The organism is Mixta tenebrionis (assembly GCF_006517625.1).
Classification (GTDB): domain Bacteria; phylum Pseudomonadota; class Gammaproteobacteria; order Enterobacterales; family Enterobacteriaceae; genus Mixta; species Mixta tenebrionis.
The window spans coordinates 82,594-101,046 of the sequence record NZ_VHQI01000001.1 but is presented as its reverse complement, the minus strand read 5'-3'; the positions used below and the strand labels follow the sequence as shown (position 1 = coordinate 101,046).

The 18,453-nt window shown below is 56.7% G+C and carries 16 protein-coding genes; 5 read left to right on the top strand and 11 right to left on the bottom strand.

Annotated elements, in window-relative coordinates:
- Positions 1-65: 65 nt before the first annotated feature.
- The 10 genes from dtpA to ydgT all read right to left on the bottom strand — a co-directional run bounded on the left by dtpA (position 66) and on the right by ydgT (position 9,529).
- The gene (gene dtpA / locus FKM52_RS00420) at positions 66-1,571 is read right to left on the bottom strand and encodes a dipeptide/tripeptide permease DtpA (RefSeq protein WP_141174235.1); all 1,506 of its coding nucleotides are present in this window, start codon (positions 1,569-1,571) and stop codon (positions 66-68) included.
- Positions 1,572-2,326: 755 nt separating this feature from the next.
- Positions 2,327-2,962, bottom strand: a complete 636-nt coding sequence (gene nth, locus FKM52_RS00415) for an endonuclease III (protein WP_141174234.1) — start codon at positions 2,960-2,962, stop codon at positions 2,327-2,329.
- Positions 2,959-3,648 (bottom strand): electron transport complex subunit E, encoded by a 690-nt coding sequence (locus tag FKM52_RS00410; protein WP_141174233.1) that lies wholly within the window; start codon positions 3,646-3,648, stop codon positions 2,959-2,961. Before FKM52_RS00410 ends, nth begins: the two co-directional genes overlap by 4 nt.
- Positions 3,641-4,273, bottom strand: a complete 633-nt coding sequence (rsxG, locus tag FKM52_RS00405; protein WP_141174232.1) for an electron transport complex subunit RsxG — start codon at positions 4,271-4,273, stop codon at positions 3,641-3,643. Before rsxG ends, FKM52_RS00410 begins: the two co-directional genes overlap by 8 nt.
- 3 nt (positions 4,274-4,276) lie before the next feature.
- Entirely contained in the window at positions 4,277-5,335 is a 1,059-nt protein-coding gene (gene rsxD, locus FKM52_RS00400) for an electron transport complex subunit RsxD (RefSeq protein WP_141174231.1), read from the bottom strand.
- On the bottom strand, positions 5,336-7,477 hold the full coding sequence (gene rsxC / locus FKM52_RS00395) for an electron transport complex subunit RsxC (RefSeq protein ID WP_141174230.1): 2,142 nt from the start codon (positions 7,475-7,477) through the stop codon (positions 5,336-5,338).
- Positions 7,470-8,048 carry an electron transport complex subunit RsxB gene (gene rsxB / locus FKM52_RS00390; RefSeq protein ID WP_141174229.1) on the bottom strand — a complete coding sequence of 193 codons (579 nt, stop codon included), beginning with the start codon at positions 8,046-8,048 and terminating at the stop codon, positions 7,470-7,472. The genes rsxC and rsxB overlap by 8 nt, the downstream gene beginning before the upstream one ends.
- Positions 8,048-8,629: an electron transport complex subunit RsxA gene (gene rsxA, locus FKM52_RS00385; protein ID WP_141174228.1), complete on the bottom strand. Its 582-nt coding sequence runs from the start codon at positions 8,627-8,629 to the stop codon at positions 8,048-8,050. Before rsxA ends, rsxB begins: the two co-directional genes overlap by 1 nt.
- Before the next feature lie 124 nt (positions 8,630-8,753).
- Positions 8,754-9,194, bottom strand: coding sequence for a DUF2569 domain-containing protein (locus FKM52_RS00380; protein ID WP_141174227.1), 441 nt, complete (start codon positions 9,192-9,194; stop codon positions 8,754-8,756).
- 119 nt (positions 9,195-9,313) lie between these two features.
- Positions 9,314-9,529, bottom strand: coding sequence for a transcription modulator YdgT (gene ydgT / locus FKM52_RS00375; RefSeq protein ID WP_141174226.1), 216 nt, complete (start codon positions 9,527-9,529; stop codon positions 9,314-9,316).
- A 680-nt stretch (positions 9,530-10,209) separates the two neighbouring features.
- On the opposite strand from ydgT, the gene ytfQ reads away from it, so the two are divergent.
- From ytfQ to FKM52_RS00350, 5 genes are all read left to right on the top strand, one after another.
- On the top strand, positions 10,210-11,166 hold the full coding sequence (gene ytfQ, locus FKM52_RS00370) for a galactofuranose ABC transporter, galactofuranose-binding protein YtfQ (RefSeq protein ID WP_141174225.1): 957 nt from the start codon (positions 10,210-10,212) through the stop codon (positions 11,164-11,166).
- Between the two features lie 80 nt (positions 11,167-11,246).
- On the top strand, positions 11,247-12,764 hold the full coding sequence (ytfR, locus tag FKM52_RS00365; protein ID WP_141174224.1) for a galactofuranose ABC transporter, ATP-binding protein YtfR: 1,518 nt from the start codon (positions 11,247-11,249) through the stop codon (positions 12,762-12,764).
- Entirely contained in the window at positions 12,757-13,776 is a 1,020-nt protein-coding gene (gene ytfT / locus FKM52_RS00360) for a galactofuranose ABC transporter, ATP-binding protein YtfT (RefSeq protein WP_141174223.1), read from the top strand. The genes ytfR and ytfT overlap by 8 nt, the downstream gene beginning before the upstream one ends.
- A complete protein-coding gene (gene yjfF, locus FKM52_RS00355) occupies positions 13,769-14,758 on the top strand; it encodes a galactofuranose ABC transporter, permease protein YjfF (RefSeq protein ID WP_141174222.1) in 990 nt (329 codons plus the stop codon). Before ytfT ends, yjfF begins: the two co-directional genes overlap by 8 nt.
- A gap of 458 nt (positions 14,759-15,216) precedes the next feature.
- Positions 15,217-16,746 (top strand): beta-N-acetylhexosaminidase, encoded by a 1,530-nt coding sequence (locus FKM52_RS00350; protein WP_141174221.1) that lies wholly within the window; start codon positions 15,217-15,219, stop codon positions 16,744-16,746.
- Positions 16,747-16,943: 197 nt separating this feature from the next.
- Here FKM52_RS00350 and araA read toward each other — a convergent pair whose 3' ends face one another.
- Complete coding sequence (gene araA / locus FKM52_RS00345) at positions 16,944-18,446, bottom strand: L-arabinose isomerase (RefSeq protein ID WP_141174220.1); 1,503 nt, start codon at positions 18,444-18,446, stop codon at positions 16,944-16,946.
- Positions 18,447-18,453 lie beyond the last annotated feature (7 nt).

Sequence of the window (18,453 nt, the reverse complement as noted above, 5' to 3'; positions counted from 1 at the left end):
TGTCAGCGCGGGGCGCCAATAAAAAAGCCGTCGCAGGGACGGCTTTCTCAGCAATACAGTCTGGCTTAGCTGTGGCTTTCGGCAGCCTGTTTCGCTATCGCTTCGTGATCCACCGTCATGCGGTTAAGCAGCGGCGCGGTCAGCAGCATCAGCACCGCAATTACCGCGGTAACGATCCCAATCTGCTGGAACACTTCGCTGTAGGTATGCAGCGATTCCAGCGGATCGGTCACGTTTTCCGGTACGGCCATCAGGTTAGCTACTTTACCGGCAATCATCGCGGCGCCGGCGGTGGTCAGGAACCAGGAGCCCATAATAAAGCCCATCAGACGCTGCGGCACCAGCTGCGCTACCATCGCCAGGCCAAGGCCTGAGATCATCAGCTCGCCGACGCTCTGCAGCGCATAGCTCAGGATCAGCCAGCTTACCGGCACGATGCCCAGTTCGTTAGCGAATTTCGCGCCCAGCGGCAGCACCAGGAAGGCGATGGAGCAGAGCACCATGCCGATAGCGAACTTGTGGGGCATCGGCAGGCGATCGCCCAGTTTGTTATAGACCGCGGCCAGAATCGGGCTGGCGACCATAATCCAGAACGGGTTCAGCGCCTGGTACTGCTCAGGTTCGAAGGCGATGCCGAAGATAGTGTGCTCAACGTTGCGAATCGCAAAGAAGTTCAGCGAGGTCGGCATCTGCATGTAGAGCACGAAGAAAACAATCGCTTCTACCATCAGCAGGAAGGCGACGATCATTTTGCGCCGCGCCGCGCCCTGCAGCGTAAAGGTCTCTTTGGCGAACACCACCACGATGCCCAGCGCGATCACGCCCAGCACGATGCGCGCGATATCCTGATGATGCAGCAGCCAGGTGGCGATGGCGATCAGCACCACTACGCCAACGATAGTCGCCAGCAGCTTGCCGGCCTGCAGCGGGGCGAAATCGGGTTTAGAACCGTAATCTTTCACCATTTTCTGGCAGAGCAGGAAGTTAATCACCGTAATCGCCATGCCGACAACCGACAGCGAGAAGGCGACGCTCCAGCCATATTTGGCCGCCAGCCACGGCGTCAGCATCATTGAGATCAGCGAGCCGACGTTGATCGACATGTAGAACATGGTGAACGCGCCGTCGATACGCGGATCGTCTTTGTCGTAGCAGGTAGAGAGCAGCGAGCCTGGGTTGGCCTTAAACAACCCGCTACCCATGGCGATAGTCGCCATGCCGATATAGACGATGGAAACGTTGTGCCCGGACCAGGCGATCAGGCCGTAGCCGACGCAGAGCACCAGCGCGCCGAGAATAATCACGCGTTTGGTGCCCAGCACTTTATCGCCCAGCCAGCCGCCGATGGCCGTCAGACCATAAACCAGCGCGCTGAAGGAGGAGAAAAGCGTAATGGAGTCCGCTTCAGACATACCCAGCTGTTTAACCAGGTAGACCGCCATAATGGCCTGCAGGCCGTAATAGCCGAAACGCTCCCAAAGTTCGATTGAAAAAATCAAATAGAACGCTTTAGGCTGTCTGAACGCATTGAGGCTTACCGCCTCATCAGTGTGTTTGTTTGCTGTTGACACTGTTACCTCTGTTGTTTCAACCTGATTTTCACCAGGAAATAAGACCACGTCACAGGCGAAACCCGCGCACGGTTCTGTAATAAAATCGGAAAAAACGGCGATTAATTTCGCTTATCCCGTCACGAGTGGCAAGCGTTTTTTTATTTGCTGAAGTTCGTGAAAGTTATAGGGTTAAAATTAATAGTCGCCTCTGTTAAATGGTGTTAAGTATCGTGGGGTAAATTTTTATCAGAATAATATGCCGCTTTAAATTCTTTAAATACCTTAAAAGTACAATAATCTACTATTTGTTTGTTCAGTGATATCACTTTGATTATTTGACCAATAATGCAGAATAAATGACTAAATAATGCGCGATAACCGCGCTTTATTCAGGATTTATAACGGCTTGCACCGGCGTGGTAGCTGCCTGACGGCATGACGTGAGCAGCATCACGCTTTAAAACAATAATTTAAGCGGAAAAATAACTGGTTATGGTCATTCGGACGCGTAACGGCATTGAATAGCGGCCATTGCGGTAAAGGTTTTGTTAAGTCGACGCGGGCGCAGGCGTTACACGAACCGTGGTGGGATGGAAAGATTGTTAATCATTGCCATGAAAATTATTTTTTGGGGAATCATTGTCCGGGCGGTGAAATGCGCGCCGCCGGCCTGCTGACATAGCGCGCCGAATGGCGATAAATCGTACCGCAGAACGCCCGCTCTGGCGTGCCGCGGCCGCTATGTAACCGCGTCGGCCAGCGCAACGGAAAGATCAAAGCTCGACTTTCTCTTTATATTCGCAGAGATCTTCAATCAAACAGGAGCCGCAGCGCGGTTTGCGCGCGATACAGGTGTAGCGGCCGTGCAGGATTAGCCAGTGATGGCAGTCAACTTTGAACTCTGCCGGCACGACTTTCAGCAGCTTCTCTTCTACCTGCTCTACATTTTTGCCCGGCGCAAAGTTGGTACGATTGCAGACGCGGAAAATATGGGTATCAACGGCAATGGTCGGCCAGCCGAAAGCGGTGTTCAGCACCACATTGGCGGTTTTGCGCCCGACGCCGGGCAGCGCCTCCAGCGCAGCGCGATCTTCCGGTACTTCTCCCTGATGCTGCTCCAGCAGGATGCGACAGGTTTTGATAACGTTCTCCGCCTTGCTGTTATACAGGCCGATGGTCTTAATATATTCCTTCACCCCTTCCACGCCGAGCTCCAGCATCGCGGCGGGCGTATTAGCGACCGGGTAGAGCCTGGCGGTCGCTTTATTGACGCTGACGTCGGTAGCCTGCGCCGAGAGCAAAACGGCAATCAGCAGCTCAAACGGCGAACTGAAATTAAGCTCGGTAGTGGGGTGCGGGTTATTAGCCCGCAAACGTGACAGGATTTCGTATCGCTTCTCTTTATTCACACCGCTTTCCCGGTTTGTCCCTGTGGCAGATCGCGTCGGGCCGCAGCGCGCGCCTTCAGCCGTTGATCGAGAATATATTTCGCCGCCAGCATCATGCCGAGGCCGATAAATGCGCCCGGCGGCAGCATGGCCAGCAGCATTGGGGCATCAAAATGTACCACTTCCACCCGCAGCACTTTGGCCCAGGGGCCCAGCAGCTGATCGGCGCCGTTAAAAATAGTGCCGTTGCCGATAATCTCACGCATCGATCCCAGCACGAACATGGCGCTGGTCGCGCCCATGCCGATGGCAAAACCGTCAAGGGCGGAAAGGGGAATGCTGCTTTTGGAAGCCACCGCCTCGGCGCGTCCCACCACAATGCAGTTGGTTACGATCAGCGGGATAAAAATCCCCAGCGACTGATAAAGCCCGTAAGCGTAGGCGTTAATCAACATCTGCACGCAGCTGACCACCGACGCGATAATCATTACGTAAATGGGAATACGGATTTCCGATGGCACCCAGCGACGCGAGGCGGAGATAGCGCTGTTGGTGATGGTCAGCACCAGCGTGGTTGCCAGGCCGAGGCCGAGCGCGTTGGTGGCGGTAGAGGTTACGGCCAGCAGCGGGCAAAGGCCCAGCAGCTGCACCAGCGCGGAGTTGTTTTTCCACAGCCCGCCGATCAATAAATTCTTAGCTTCACTCATTAGCATCTCCACAGTCGGGTAGCGAAGAGAGTTTCTTCGGCAGCGTTGCGATCAGTAAGGTGGTGCGTTTGGCCGCGTTAACCACCGCGCGCGGCGTAATCGTCGCCCCGGTAAACTGGTCGAAATCGCCGCCATCTTTTTTCACTGCAAAGCGGTTATCATTCGCGCCGTGCAGCTGTACCCCGCTGAAATGGGTGATCCAGTCGGAAATACGCAGTTCAATCTTATCGCCCAGCCCTGGCGTTTCGTGATGTTCTACCACGCGCACGCCCAGCACTTTACCCTGAAAATCGGCGCCTACCAGCATTTGAATAGCGCCAGAATAGCCGTCAGGCGCGGTAGTCTCAAGCGCTGCCGCTACCGGCTGATTCTCCTTACGCGCAATATAAAGACGATGCGGTTTATCGTTCCCCAACCGACTATCCGTGACAACGTAACACTCTTTTTGCATCACGTTGTCGTACAGTTCAGGCGGTACTACCTGGTCCAGCAGCAGCTTCTGCTGCACCGATGTCTGGTGTGCAATGGTCGGTTTGGTGACCGTGTTGATAACCGCCGTCAGACCGGTGGTTACCGCGGCAAACAGCGCCAGCGTTACGCCATTTTTACGAATGGTATCCAGCATGGCTTACTCCTTGCGATGGCCGTAAACGCGCGGCTGCGTGTAATAATCGATCAGCGGTACGCAGATATTCGCCAGCAGTACCGCAAAGGCGACGCCGTCCGGGTAGCCGCCGAAGCTGCGAATCAGCCACACCAGCAGGCCGATCAGCGCACCGAAAATCAGCCGCCCCTTATTGGTGGTGGAGGCGGTAATCGGGTCGGTGGCGATAAAAAATGCGCCGAGCATGGTTGCGCCGGAAAAAAGGTGAATCAGCGGCGAGGCGAGCGTGCCCGGAGATAAAATCCAGCCCAGGGTGGCGCAGAACGCCAGCGAAAGCAGGAAACTGACCGGAATATGCCAGCGAATCGCTTTTTTCAGCAGCAGAAACAGCCCGCCCAGAAGGAAGCCGATATTAACCCACTGCCAGCCGATACCGGCGATAGCGCCGCCGAAAATCGGCTGCGCCAGCAGCTGTTCCGCGCTGTGACCGGCGCGCAGTCCGGTTTTAAAGGTATCGAGCGGCGTCGCCTGGCTGACGCCGTCAACGCCCAGCTGTAGCTGCTGCATGGTTTCACCCGCCAGCGTGTGATGGCTAAAGATCATGCTCAGCGAATCCAGCAGGCCCGGCGTTACCGCCTGCAGCGCCTGCGGCGGCAGCCAGCTGGTCATCTGTACCGGGAACGAGATCAGCAGCACCACATAGCCGATCATCGCCGGATTAAACGGATTCTGACCCAGGCCGCCATACAGCTGTTTGGCAATGATAATGGCGAAGGCGGTGCCAATTACCACCAGCCACCAGGGCGCCAGCGGCGGCAGGCTGATGCCAAGCAGCAGGGCGGTAAGCAACGCCGAGTGATCGCCGAGGTTAGTCAGGATCGGCTGCTTGCGCAAATACAAAATCGCCGCCTCGGCGCTCCATGCGGTCAGCGCCGCCAGCACCACCTGAATCAGATTGCCATAGCCGAAGAAATACCACTGGGCCGCCATGCCGGGAATCGCCGCCAGCAGCACCAGCATCATGATGCGGCTGGTGGCCCGATGGTTATGGGTATAAGGAGAACTTGCAATACGAAAAGCCATTTATTCCTCTAAGCTGTTCTGCTGCTGTGCTTTACGCGCCTTAGCGCGCGCAACGGCGGCCGCTACCGCAGCTTTACGGCGATCTTCCGTATCCGCTTCAGCAGGTTGCGCCGCCTGGTGTTGTGCTGCTTTTTTCGCTTTAGCGCGGGCGATAGCCGCCTGTACTGCCGCTTTACGCGCATCGACCGGCTCGTCTGCGCTTATCGCCGGCGTTTCCGGAGCGGTCGCCGCCGTCGCCGGCACGCTGTGGTTTTCCGCGGCCGCGTTAGCTTCAGCCTGCTGTTTTTCCGCCGTCGCCTGCTGCGCCTTTTTCGCTTTGGCGCGGGCGATGGCCGCCTGTACTGCCGCTTTGCGCGCATCGACCGGCGCATCGGCAGATAATGGTTCGCCGGCGGCTTCAACCGGTTCAGCGGATGTCTGCTGCGCCTTTTTCGCTTTGGCACGAGCGATAGCCGCCGCAACCGCCGCTTTGCGCGGGTCTTCCGCGGCGTCGGCAGATTGCGGGCCGGCGCTTTCCGCCCGTTTTTCCGCCTGACGGGCGCGCGCCATCGCTTTACGCGCTTCGCGTTGGGCGATTACGGCGGCGTTATCCGGCACGGCGCCCGCTTTGACCTCAACCGGCGCGGCGGCCTGTTTCGCCTTCACCCGCTCCAGCGCGGCGGTAATTTCATTCTGTTCGCTGGCGCTGACTTTGCGTTTCGCCTGAGCATGACGCGCCTCACGCGCCAGCTTTTCGCGCTCCAGACGTGCCTGACGCGCTTCAAAGCGCGCCTTCGCTTCGGCGGTGCGCTTCGCTTCCAGATCGATAGCGCGCAGCTCGGCTTTTTCCTGGCGATAATACTGCACCAGCGGAATATTGCTGGGGCAAACCCAGGCGCAGGCGCCGCATTCAATGCAGTCATCAATATGGTAAGCGCGCGCCTTGTCATGGTCGGCGCCCTGGCTGTACCAGTAAAGCTGTTGAGGCAGCAGGTTCGCCGGGCAGGCATCGGCGCAGGCGCTGCAGCGAATACAGGAGAGCTCCGGCTGCGGCTCGCCCATTTCGCCCGGCGACGGCGCCAGCAGGCAGTTAGTGATTTTCACTACCGGCACGTCCAGCGCGGGCAGAGTAAAGCCCATCAGCGGGCCGCCCATAATCACCATCGGCTGCGGCTGCGGCTGGAAACCAGCCTGCTGAAGCAGATGGCTAACCGGCGTACCGAGGCGCCCCCAAACGTTGCCGGGCGTGGCGATGGCTTCGCCGGTCAGGGTGACCACGCGCTCGGTCAGCGGCTCGCCGTCGATAATCGCCCGTTTTACCGCATAAGCGGTGCCGACGTTCTGCATCAGTACGCCGATATCGGACGAGCGTCCGCCGTGCGGCACCTCTTTGCCGGTAAGAATTTTCGTCAGCTGTTTTGCGCCGCCGGAGGGATATTTCGTGGGGATAACCCGCAGCTGCAGGTCATTAGTACCGGCCAGCGCCCGCTGCAGCGCGGCGATCGCCTCCGGCTTATTATCTTCGATGCCGATCAGCACGCGCTCCGCCTGCAGCACCCAGGCGAGAATGCGGCTGCCGGCGATCACCTCGTCGGCGCACTCCTGCATCAGCCGATCGTCGGCGGTGATATAGGGCTCGCATTCGGCGGCGTTGATAATCAGCGTGCGCGTGAGGTTCAGCCCGCCTTTCAGTTTGGTTGCGGTGGGAAAACCCGCGCCGCCAAGGCCCGCTACGCCCGCCTGATGAATTCGCCCGATCGTCTCTTCGCGCGTCAACTGCCGATAGTCGCTCACGCCCTGGCGTTCAATCCAGCGATCTTCGCCGTCGGGGCGAATAATCACCGACATCTCCGGCAGGCCGGACGGGTGGGCGGTAATATGCGGCGCAATAGCCTCTACCGTGCCGGAGGTAGGCGCGTGTACCGGCAGCATACGCCCGTAGCCGAAGGTAAGCGGCTGTCCGCGCAGCACCCGATCGCCGGGCTGAACGCAGAGCTCGCCTTCGTTGCCGATATGCTGTTTCAGCGGGATGATAAAGCGATCCGCCAGCGGCAGCCGGCGCAGCGGCGCGCCGCTGGACTGGGTTTTCATTTCCGGCGGATGAATGCCGCCGTCGAAATCCCAAATCTTATCTTTACGAAAGAGTTTCAGAAGATTAAGCATGGTTTTCCACAGGAATGACCCGAACCGGGATCGTATGCAGATCCCATTTCCAGTTGGCCGTGGTGGTGGCTACCGGGCGCATTTCAATACAGTCGGTTGGGCAGGGCGCAACGCAGAGATCGCAGCCGGTACAGACGTCGCTCAGTACGGTATGCATGGCGCGCGTGGCGCCGACGATGGCATCCACCGGACAGGCCTGAATACACTTGGTGCAGCCGATGCAGTTGGCCTCATCGATCCAGGCGACGGTGCGCGCCGGCGCTTTGGCGCTCTCGTCGCCGTCCAGCGGCTGCGGCTCGATATTAAGCAGCCCGGCCAGCTTCAGCATGGTCTGCTCGCCGCCGGGCGCGCATTTATTGATCGCCTCGCCGCTGTTGCCCACCGCCTCAGCGTAGGGACGGCAGCCGGCGTAACCGCACTGGCCGCACTGGCTCTGCGGCAAAATAGCGTCGATCTGTTCGACAATCGGATCCGCTTCCACTTTGAAACGGCGTGAGGCATAGCCCAGCAGCCCGCCGAAAATCAGGCTCAGGGCGCTAATGGCAAGAACAGCTATCCAGATAGCGGTCATCAGAATTTCACCAGACCGGTAAAGCCCATAAACGCCAGCGCCATCAGGCCGGCGGTAATCAGGGCGATAGAAGAACCTTTAAACGGGGCCGGAACATTCGCCAGCACCAGACGTTCACGCATACCGGCGAACAGCACCATCACCAGCGAAAAGCCCAGCGAGGCGCTGAAGCCGTACAGGGCCGCCTGCAAGAAGGTATGGTTAAGGTTAACGCTCAGCAGCGGCACCGCCAGCACGGCGCAGTTGGTGGTAATCAGCGGCAGAAAAATACCCAGCAGGCGATAAAGCGCCGGACTGGTTTTACGCACCACCATTTCGGTAAACTGCACGGTCACGGCAATCACCAGGATATAGGCCAGCGTGCGCAGATAAACCAGATCCAGCGGCAGCAGAATCAGGTGATTCACCAGCCAGGCGCAGATCGAAGCCAGCGTAATAACGAAGGTTGTCGCCAGGCCCATGCCGATGGCGGTTTCCAGCTTTTTGGAAACCCCCATAAAAGGGCAAAGGCCGAGGAACTTCACCAGAACGAAGTTATTCACCAGCACGGTGCCAATGAAAAGAAGCAGGTAATCGGTCATGGTCTCGTCCGGGATTACAAAAGGTGCTTATTATCAGCCATTCCCGCTGCTATCACAACGTTGCGCCAGCGCTGGAAAACGCCAAAAGCACTCATGATTAAATTGCTGCTGCATTTCGCGCCTTTCAGGGGGCGATAAAGGTGGCTTTCACCCGCTGCGAGCGGCGGAAATAGGGCGCCAGCGCGGCGGCGGCCAGCAGCGATATCAGCAGGGAGCGCACCGCCGCGCCATCGGCGACCGGCGAAAAGGCGAAAGTTTTCAGCGCCAGCGCCAGCGTCAGCAGTAGCCAGATAATATAGTGACGCGGCAGGCGGCGTGAGCGCTGGCAGAATATCCAGGTCACCCAGGCGCTGTAGAGCCATACCAGCAGCGAGGTCGCCAGCGATAATCCCCACTGCATCAGTAGCGGCTGGCTCTGGCCGAGCAGATGCCGCCAGCTGGGATTAAATAGCGCGCTGCTGTACATCGCCAGCGCCAGCGTGCTGGTCAGCAGGGTCAAAATAAGCCAGGCAAGCGGCAGCAGCAGCCAGCCGCCGAGGCGTGGCTCCGGGGATGTTATGGACATAGCGATTCCTTGTACGGCAAAAAACGGCGGCGTGCGGCAGGGGAAACAGCCCGGCGAGTCGCACCCGACAGGGACGATCCTGCATTATACGGAAAAGCGGGGAGGGGGAACAGGCAGAATTAAATCACGTAGCGCCAGACCGATTTCGGCACTTCGCCTAAATTAAACAGCCTGCCGCCGGAAACCAGCTCGGCGCGACGGTGATCGGCGGCGCGATACATATTCATTAATTCCTGGTCATCAGTCAGAGAATAATTGAGATGATCAAATAATTTCTCCAGACTTTCTGAGGTATTTACTTTGCGAAATTTCAACAGATAATCTTGCGTTGTCATAATAATCATAGCAATGAAAGAAGATTTAGCGCCCCAGTATAGATAGGCCGCGCCGTCTGTCCAGATGCTGCCAGATAAAAAATAATAAAATTCAGAAAATAGCGCTGCCTGCGGCTGATAAAATAGAGCGCTATTCTGTTTTTACTTTATCGTCCGCGGCTGCTATTGCTCAATGTGCGGTTTCCTGAAAGGAAACGGCGGTTTCTCAGAATGTTTCTGCCCGGAATGTTATTGCCGCCGGCTGGCAATAAGCTGGGCGTGGCGAAATATCCGTTACGCCTGGCTAATTAAAATATTTTTTGCGCCGCGTCGCTCACGCTTTCCTGAACGAGCGGCAAAAAATGCTGGTCCGGCAGAGGTGTGCTAGCCATCACAAAATAATGATTTGCCTGCCGCGCCTTTTTATCAGCCGCGATGACCAAAGTTTACACGGCTCTGTAATCGCTACCAGCAGACGGCTGAGCTAACCATCTATCTTTATTACAGTTATTTAACAGTTCTGAAGCGTGATTTCAGGCGTTTTTTCCATATCGTCCCGCTCCGGCGTTGCGGCTGAAAACAGGTAAGCCATTTAATTAACTGGATTTTGTGAAGTAAGTCGAAAACTGTTGCAGCTGAATCGGCCAGGCTGTAAACGCGTTGTTATCTGAATAATAAATTCTCACCAGAGGAAAAAGATTATGTGGAAGCGTTTACTTCTCTCCACGGTGGTCAGCGCCGTGCTCGTCGCTCCCGCGCTGGCGGCAAACATGACCGTCGGCTTTTCGCAGGTTGGCTCCGAATCGGGGTGGCGTGCGGCGGAAACCAGCGTCGCGAAAAGCGAAGCAGCAAAGCGCGGCATTACGCTAAAAATTGCCGACGGCCAGCAGAAGCAGGAAAACCAGATCAAGGCGGTGCGCTCGTTTATCGCTCAGGGCGTTGACGCCATTTTTATCGCGCCGGTGGTGCAGACCGGCTGGGAGCCGGTGCTGGAAGAGGCGAAAGATGCCGGCATTCCGGTATTTCTGCTCGATCGCGCCATCGTGGTAAAAGATAACTCGCTCTACATGTCGGTGGTGACAGCAGATAACGTGCTGGAAGGTCGCCTGATTGGCGACTGGCTGGTAAAACAGATGAACGGCAAACCCTGTAACGTGGTGGAGCTGCAGGGAACGGTCGGCGCCAGCGTCGCTATCGATCGCAAAAAGGGCTTTGCTGAGGCAATTGCGCAGACCCCGACAATTAAGGTTATTCGTTCGCAGTCTGGCGACTTTACCCGCAGCAAAGGCAAAGAAGTAATGGAAAGTTTTATTAAAGCGGAGAATAACGGAAAAAATATCTGCATGGTCTATGCCCATAATGATGATATGGCTATCGGCGCCATTCAGGCGATTAAAGAGGCGGGATTAAAACCGGGTAAAGATATTTTGACCGGCTCGATTGATGGCGTACCCGATATCTATAAAGCGATGCTGGCGGGCGAGGCTAACGCTAACGTAGAACTGACGCCAAATATGGCTGGCCCGGCGTTTGACGCGCTGGAAAAATTTAAGCAGAACGGCACCGTACCGCCGAAAGTGATCAAAACCGAAACCAAACTCTGGCTGCCGGCTGACGCGCAAAGCGAGCTCGATAAAAAGAAAAATATGGGCTACTGAATCAGTCAACGCCTGTTTCCCGCCGGGCAGAGGCGATAACGCATACTGCCCGGCATCGCCGTAACTCACCGAGGCATACTATGTCCCTACCTGGCGATCTGTTGCTGGATATACGTGGCGTCAGTAAATTCTTTCCCGGCGTTAAGGCGCTGGATAACGTCTCTTTCAGCCTGCGGCGCGGCGAAATCATGGCGCTGCTGGGGGAAAACGGCGCGGGCAAATCGACCCTGATTAAGGTTCTGACCGGCGTTTATACGCGCGATGCCGGCGAGATCCGGCTAAACGGCCAGGCGATTGCGCCGCGCAATACCGCACAGGCGCAGCAGGCGGGCATCGGCACCGTCTATCAGGAGGTGAACCTGCTGCCGAATATGTCGGTGGCGGATAATCTGTTTATCGGACGCGAGCCGCGCCGTTTCGGCATGGTGGATCGTAAAGCGATGGCGCGCCAGGCGCGCGCGCTGCTCAATCGCTACGGCTTTGCGCTGGACGTTAACCGTCCGCTTGGCCACTACTCGGTGGCAATGCAGCAGATTATCGCTATCTGCCGCGCGGTGGATCTCTCCGCACAGGTGCTGATTCTGGATGAGCCGACCGCCAGCCTTGACGCCAGCGAGGTTGAGCTGCTGTTTACGCTGATGAGGCAGCTGCGCGCCAAAGGCATGAGCCTGATCTTCGTTACCCATTTTCTCGATCAGGTTTACCGCGTATGCGATCGCATTACCATTCTGCGCAACGGGCAATATATCGCTACCCGCGAGGCGCATACGCTGCCGCAGCTGGAGCTGATTAAGCTGATGCTGGGACGCGAGCTGATGGCTACCGCTCTTCAGCGTGCGGGCCGAACGCTGAAAAGCGACCGGCCGGTGGTGGAGTTTATCGGCTACAGCAAAAAGGGCGCTATCGCGCCGTTCAGTCTGCAGGTGCGGCCCGGCGAAGCGGTAGGGCTGGCCGGGCTGCTGGGTTCCGGGCGCACCGAGACGGCGGAGGTGCTGTTCGGCATCCGGCGCGCCGACAGCGGCACGGCGATAGTACGCGGTAAACCATGCAGCATTCGCACGCCGGCGCAGGCTTCCCGCCTTGGTATGGGCTTCTGCCCGGAAGATCGTAAAACGGACGGCATTATCGGCGCCGCCTCGGTGCGGGAAAACATAATCCTCGCCCTGCAGGCGCAGCGGGGCTGGCTGCGCCCTGTCAGCCGCCGCGAGCAAACGGCGATCGCCCAACGCTTTATCCGCCAGCTCGGCATTCGTACGCCCGACGCCGAGCAGCCGATCGAGCTGCTTTCCGGCGGCAATCAGCAAAAAGTATTGCTGTCGCGCTGGCTGGTTACCCGGCCGCAGTTTCTTATCCTCGACGAACCGACGCGCGGTATCGACGTTGGCGCCCATGCGGAAATTATCCGCCTGATTGAGTCGCTCTGCGCCGATGGCCTGGCGCTGCTGGTCATCTCTTCAGAGCTGGAAGAGCTGGTGGGCTATGCCGATCGGGTCATTATCCTGCGCGACAGGGAGCAGGTGGCCGAGATCCCGCTGGAAAAACTATCGGTGGCCGCCATCGTCAGCGCCATTGCGCAGGGGGGCGCGCAACATGCCTGAAAGTCACGTATTACCGGAGAAGCCGCCCGTGCAAAGACGTAAACTTCCGCCCGGTATGCCGCAGCTGGCGGCGCTGGTGCTGGTGCTGTTGATCGACAGCCTGGTGGCGCACAACTTTTTCGCGCTGCATATACAGGATGGACGACTGTTTGGCAGCCCGATCGATATTCTTAACCGCGCGGTGCCGGTGGCGCTGCTGGCGATCGGCATGACGCTGGTGATCGCTACCGGCGGCATCGATCTCTCCGTCGGCGCGATCATGGCGATTGCGGGCGCGACGGCGGCCACCTTAACCGTGGCGGGCCACAGCCTGACGGTGGTGATCCTGGTTACATTAGCGAGCGGCCTGCTGTGCGGATTATGGAACGGCATCCTCGTGGCGCTGCTGAAGATCCAGCCTTTTGTCGCCACGCTGATCCTGATGGTGGCGGGGCGCGGCGTTGCCCAGCTGATTACCCAGGGGCAGATCGTCACCTTTAACAGCGAGGCGCTGGGCTGGATCGGCAGCGGCTCGCTGGCACTGTTGCCGGTGCCGGTCTGGATTGCCGCAGCGATAGCGCTGCTGGTCTGGCTGCTGACGCGTAAAACCGCGCTGGGGCTGTTTATCGAGGCGGTGGGCATTAACCTGCGCGCCGCCCGTAACGCCGGCGTTAACGGCTGGCTGGTGGTGATGACCAGCTATCTGATTAGCGGACTTTGCGCGGCGGTAGCGGGGCTGATCGTGGCGGCGGATATTCGCGGCGCCGACGCCAATAATGCCGGGCTGTGGCTGGAGCTGGACGCCATTCTGGCGGTAGTGATCGGCGGCGCGTCGTTGATGGGCGGGCGTTTTAATCTCTGGCTGTCGCTGCTCGGCGCGCTGATTATCCAGGCGATGAATACCGGCATCCTGCTGTCGGGTTTTCCGCCGGAGCTGAATCAGGTGGTAAAAGCGGTGGTGGTAATGGCGGTGCTGCTGCTGCAGTCGCCGCGTTTTCTGCAGTTGCTGAAGCGGGGAGGCCGCAATGCTTAAACGTCATTTGCCTTTAGCCATTACGCTGCTGGTATTCGTCGCGGGCTATCTCTTTTGCCTGTCGCAGTTTCCCGGCTTCGCCTCGACGCGCGTGATCGGCAATATCCTCACCGATAACGCCTTTCTTGGTATTATCGCCGTCGGTATGACCTTTGTGATTCTTTCCGGCGGCATCGATCTTTCCGTCGGCGCGGTGATCGCCTTTACCGGCGTTTTTCTCGCCAGAGCGATTGGCGATCTTCACCTCTCTCCCTGGCTGGCGTTTGCCATTATCCTGCTGGCGGGGGCGATCTTCGGCGCGCTGATGGGCTGGCTAATTGATGCGCTGAAAATTCCGGCCTTTATTATCACCCTGGCGGGCATGTTCTTCCTGCGCGGCTGTAGCTATCTGATTGCGGAAAGTTCGCTACCTATCGATCATCCCCTTTACGGCACGCTCTCCGGAATGGCGTGGAAAATGCCGGGCGGCGGGCGGCTCAGCCTGATGGCGCTGATTATGCTGGTGGTGGTAGGGCTGGGTATGCTGCTGGCGCACCGCACCCGTTTCGGCAATCAGGTGTATGCTATCGGCGGCAACAGCCATTCGGCGCAGCTGATGGGGGTTTCGACGCGCGCCACCACGGTGAAAATCTATATGCTCTCTACCTTTTTGGCGACGCTGGCGGGCATTGTTTTTTCTTTATATACCTCGGCAGGCTATGCGCTGGCGGGGCTGGGCGTGGAGCTGGACGCCATCGCCTCGGTGGTGATCGGCGGCACGCTGCTTTCCGGCGGCGTAGGGACGGTGCTCGGCACGCTGTTCGGCGTGCTGATTCAGGGGCTGATACAGACCTGGATTAACTTTGACGGTACGCTCAGCTCCTGGTGGACGAAAATCGCTATCGGCATCCTGCTGTTCGCTTTTATCGCGCTGCAAAGAGTGCTGACGGTGATATGGGATCGCCAGCAGAATGCGCCGGTAGAACGGGTGACGCCGCAGTAGCGCCAACGCCCCGCAGGAAACCTCTGCTGAACGGCGCATGCCGGATGCTCAGCAGGAGAAACCGTGCGGGGCGTTTTTTCTAACGTTTTTAGTTACAACATACTATGAGCGATATCAGCCCCGGCAACCTTAACCATAATGCTCATCAGGCCTGGCAGAAAATCATGGGCGGCTGGCGGGGCGGCAATGGCCTGTACGCTGACGTCACTATTTACCGCCGCGCCAATATCTTTATTAGTTACCGCGCCAGCTATTTATTTTTTATTTTTAATATTAATCCGGTGCAAACTTTTATCTTATTGCCCAGCTATGGACGCCCTGTTTTTATGGCTGAACAGGTCAGGAATAATCTTTGATTTCTTGCAACCAGTAATTATTCTGACAAATTACAGACAGAGCGGTATGCTAATTTACGTAATCTGTACAGGATTATTAAAAATAAAATTCAGGAGCTAAAAATGAAAAACGAAGATATGAGCAACATGATTATCCCGTCAGTGAAGTCTTATGTGCAAGATCAGAATAGTAACATTGAATTTAAGCAGCTGCTGGGTATTTATTCTGCCTCGGTGCAGCAATTCCCCGACCTCGTTAATAAGCTAAAGCTGTTTATTGCTGAGTTTTTTGTCGCTACCGGCGTGCAGTTAAGCCTGGTTGAGACGCTGCCCGCAGAAACGGATCGATATATCCAGTTTTCGGTGGCGGGAGAAGTCAGCGAGGCGCTTTACGATGAGTATACGATTGTCGTCAACGGGCAGGGTATTGCCGTTGAGGCGCCCACGATTGAGGGCGTTTTTTATGCTACCAGAACATTATTGCAGTTTGCCCAACGTGGTCCGGTGCTGAACTATGGTGAAATTCATGATTACTCGCAGATCGAAGAGCGGGGGCTGTTGCTGGATGTGGCAAGAAAATATCTCTCGCTGCCGTGGATAAAAAAAATGGTAGACCAGCTTGCCGCGATAAAAATGAATGCCCTGCAGTTACATCTTTCAGATAATCAGGGTTTCAGAATGGAAACCTCGATTGATGAAGAAAAATATGGCGTTAGCTTTGAAAGCTCAACGGTATTAACCAAAAGTGATATCGCAGAGTTGATTGATTATGCCAGCGACCGGTGTGTTGCCGTCATTCCCGATTTTGACAGCCCTGGCCATATGGATAATATTATCAAAACGTTAAAAAAAGCCGATCCGGAAACATATCAGGGTATTTCTTATGAACTTCCGGCTTATGATGTTAATTTAAAAGTCACTAATCCGGTTGGCGTTCAGGTTATCAGCGATATTATTGATGAATGGATCGGCAGTTTTAACGGCTGCCCGGCTTTTCATGTCGGCGGGGATGAGTATTTTGCCACCCTGCTGAAGCAGGCTACTCATGATGAAGCCATAACTTATCTTAATCAGCGTGCCGCGCAGGTTGTTGCCAGCGGTATGGAAGCAAGAATATGGAATGATGAAATATTCAGGGAAGGCGGAACTATCCAGCCGGATACCAGCACGGTGATTTGTTACTGGTCTTCTTCCATTATTCCATTTTCTATTCCATTTTTTGGTGGTCTTTATGCACCGGTGACGCAGTTAATTTCTGCAGGCTATAATCTGATCAATGCTAATCAAAATTATCTTTATTATACGCCGCAGATAAATACTTCAAAACCGAACGAAAGGTCTAATCAATATGACAAAACGCAGATAAGCGATCCAAAACCGGAAGCGATATATAACCAATGGACGCCGATGGTATTTGCCGGTAATAGCGCTGATTTCGAGGCCCAGCAGAAGGTGGACAGCCTGCAGCAGATAAGGGGCGCCATGTACTGCATCTGGTGCGACAATGCCGACAGCATCGATGAAAACGACATTTATGATAAGGTGAAATTAGCGCTGCGGGCTATGGCAGAAAAAAGCTGGGGCAAGGGCTCGGAAGGTTTTGACTATAATACCTTTGTTAGTTTATCTGATGGCTGGGAACCAATTCATTAATCTGTGAAGATAAACAGGCTGGGCGCCCGCCGGATGCTCAGCCTTGTGCCGCGACTGGTAAAAACCAATTGTCGGCTTTTTTTAAACCTGGCGGCTTAACAGGCAGTTCGCTGCTTCTTCATTTGACTGGTTCCGGCAAAAAATGGAAAAAGGGCGCGGCTATGCGCCCTCATTTTTATTTGAGCGTACCATTTCAGTTAACGATTAATGCGGTAATAGACCTCGTTCCAGCGCAGCGCATCCTTAAAGGCGGGCAGCGTGGTGTCGTTATCGATTACCATTACTTCAATGCCGTGCATCTCGCCATACAGACGCATATCGTCTACGTCCAGCGCCTGGCTGAAAACGGTATGGTGTGCGCCGCCGCCCAGAATCCAGGCTTCAGAGGCGGTCGCCAGCGTCGGCTGCGCTTTCCACAAAGCGCGCGCTACCGGCAGCTTTGGCAACGGCCGCGGCTGCTCAATGGCGTCCACCACGTTTACCAGCAGGCGGAAGCGATCGCCGATATCGATCACGCTGGCGTTTACCGCGGGTCCTGCCGGAGTGGAAAAAATCAGGCGCGCCGGATCGGCTTTGCCGCCGATGCCGAGAAACTGTACGTCCAGCAGCGGTTTTTCCTCTTTGGCGACAGAAGGGCAAACTTCCAGCATATGCGAACCCAGCACCAGCTCGTTACCCGGTGAGAAGTGATAGGTGTAATCCTCCATAAATGAGGTGCCGCCGGGGCGATCGCCCGCCATAATTTTGCAAATATGCAGCAGCGCGGCGGTTTTCCAGTCGCCTTCGCCGGCAAAGCCGTAGCCCTGCGCCATCAGCCGCTGCACCGCCAGCCCCGGCAGCTGCGTCATGCCGTGCAGCGTCTGGAAATTGGTGGTAAAGGCGCGGCAGCCTTCATTATCAAGAAAACGTTTGAGGCCCAGCTCGATACGGGCGGCGTCCAGCACGTTCTGGCGTTTCTCGCCGTTTACCGTCGCTACCGCGCTGAAACGGTACTGGCTTTCATACTCATCCACCAGCGCGTTAACCTCGCCGTCGCTGACCTGATTAATCACCTCAACCAGATCGCCGACGCCCCAGCCGTTCACCGCATAGCCAAACTGAATCTGCGCCGCTACTTTGTCGCCCTCGGTTACCGCTACCTCACGCATATTATCGCCGAAGCGCGCCACCTTCAGCTGCCGGCTGGCGTGGCGTGCGGCCGCCGCGCGCATCCATTTCTCAAGGCGCTGGTGGCAGCCGCGATCCTGCCAGTGTCCGGTAATCACGCTGTGCGCCAGTCCCATACGCGCGCCGATAAAACCGAACTCGCGTCCACCGTGCGCCGTCTGGTTCAGGTTCATAAAATCCATATCCATACTGTCCCACGGAATTTCCGCGTTGAACTGGGTATGGAACTGCAGCAGCGGCTTATTCAGCACCGAGAGGCCGCCGATCCACATCTTTGCCGGGGAGAAGGTGTGCAGCCAGGTAATAACGCCGATACAGCTGGCGTCATGGCTGGCGTCGCGGCAGAGCGCCAGCGCCTCGTCCGGGCTTGTTACCAGCGGCTTCAGCTGCAGCTTCACCGGCAGTTTGGCGTCGCGGTTCAGTCCATCCACCACCTGCTGCGCATGGGCGGCCACCTGACGCAGCGTTTCCGGGCCGTACAGGTGCTGGGTGCCAATCACAAACCATACGCTCAGCGAATCAAACTGTTGCATAAAAACT

Bases quoted from the DNA above. Each gene is read 5' to 3' on its own strand.
- FKM52_RS00410 (WP_141174233.1), bottom strand. From the start codon at position 3,648: ATGAGTGAAGCTAAGAATTTATTGATCGGCGGGCTGTGGAAAAACAAC.
- rsxG (WP_141174232.1), bottom strand. From the start codon at position 4,273: ATGCTGGATACCATTCGTAAAAATGGCGTAACGCTGGCGCTGTTTGCC.
- rsxD (WP_141174231.1), bottom strand. From the start codon at position 5,335: ATGGCTTTTCGTATTGCAAGTTCTCCTTATACCCATAACCATCGGGCC.
- rsxC (WP_141174230.1), bottom strand. From the start codon at position 7,477: ATGCTTAATCTTCTGAAACTCTTTCGTAAAGATAAGATTTGGGATTTC.
- rsxB (WP_141174229.1), bottom strand. From the start codon at position 8,048: ATGACCGCTATCTGGATAGCTGTTCTTGCCATTAGCGCCCTGAGCCTG.
- rsxA (WP_141174228.1), bottom strand. From the start codon at position 8,629: ATGACCGATTACCTGCTTCTTTTCATTGGCACCGTGCTGGTGAATAAC.
- FKM52_RS00380 (WP_141174227.1), bottom strand. From the start codon at position 9,194: ATGTCCATAACATCCCCGGAGCCACGCCTCGGCGGCTGGCTGCTGCTG.
- ydgT (WP_141174226.1), bottom strand. From the start codon at position 9,529: ATGACAACGCAAGATTATCTGTTGAAATTTCGCAAAGTAAATACCTCA.
- ytfQ (WP_141174225.1), top strand. From the start codon at position 10,210: ATGTGGAAGCGTTTACTTCTCTCCACGGTGGTCAGCGCCGTGCTCGTC.
- ytfR (WP_141174224.1), top strand. From the start codon at position 11,247: ATGTCCCTACCTGGCGATCTGTTGCTGGATATACGTGGCGTCAGTAAA.
- ytfT (WP_141174223.1), top strand. From the start codon at position 12,757: ATGCCTGAAAGTCACGTATTACCGGAGAAGCCGCCCGTGCAAAGACGT.
- yjfF (WP_141174222.1), top strand. From the start codon at position 13,769: ATGCTTAAACGTCATTTGCCTTTAGCCATTACGCTGCTGGTATTCGTC.
- FKM52_RS00350 (WP_141174221.1), top strand. From the start codon at position 15,217: ATGAAAAACGAAGATATGAGCAACATGATTATCCCGTCAGTGAAGTCT.
- araA (WP_141174220.1), bottom strand. From the start codon at position 18,446: ATGCAACAGTTTGATTCGCTGAGCGTATGGTTTGTGATTGGCACCCAG.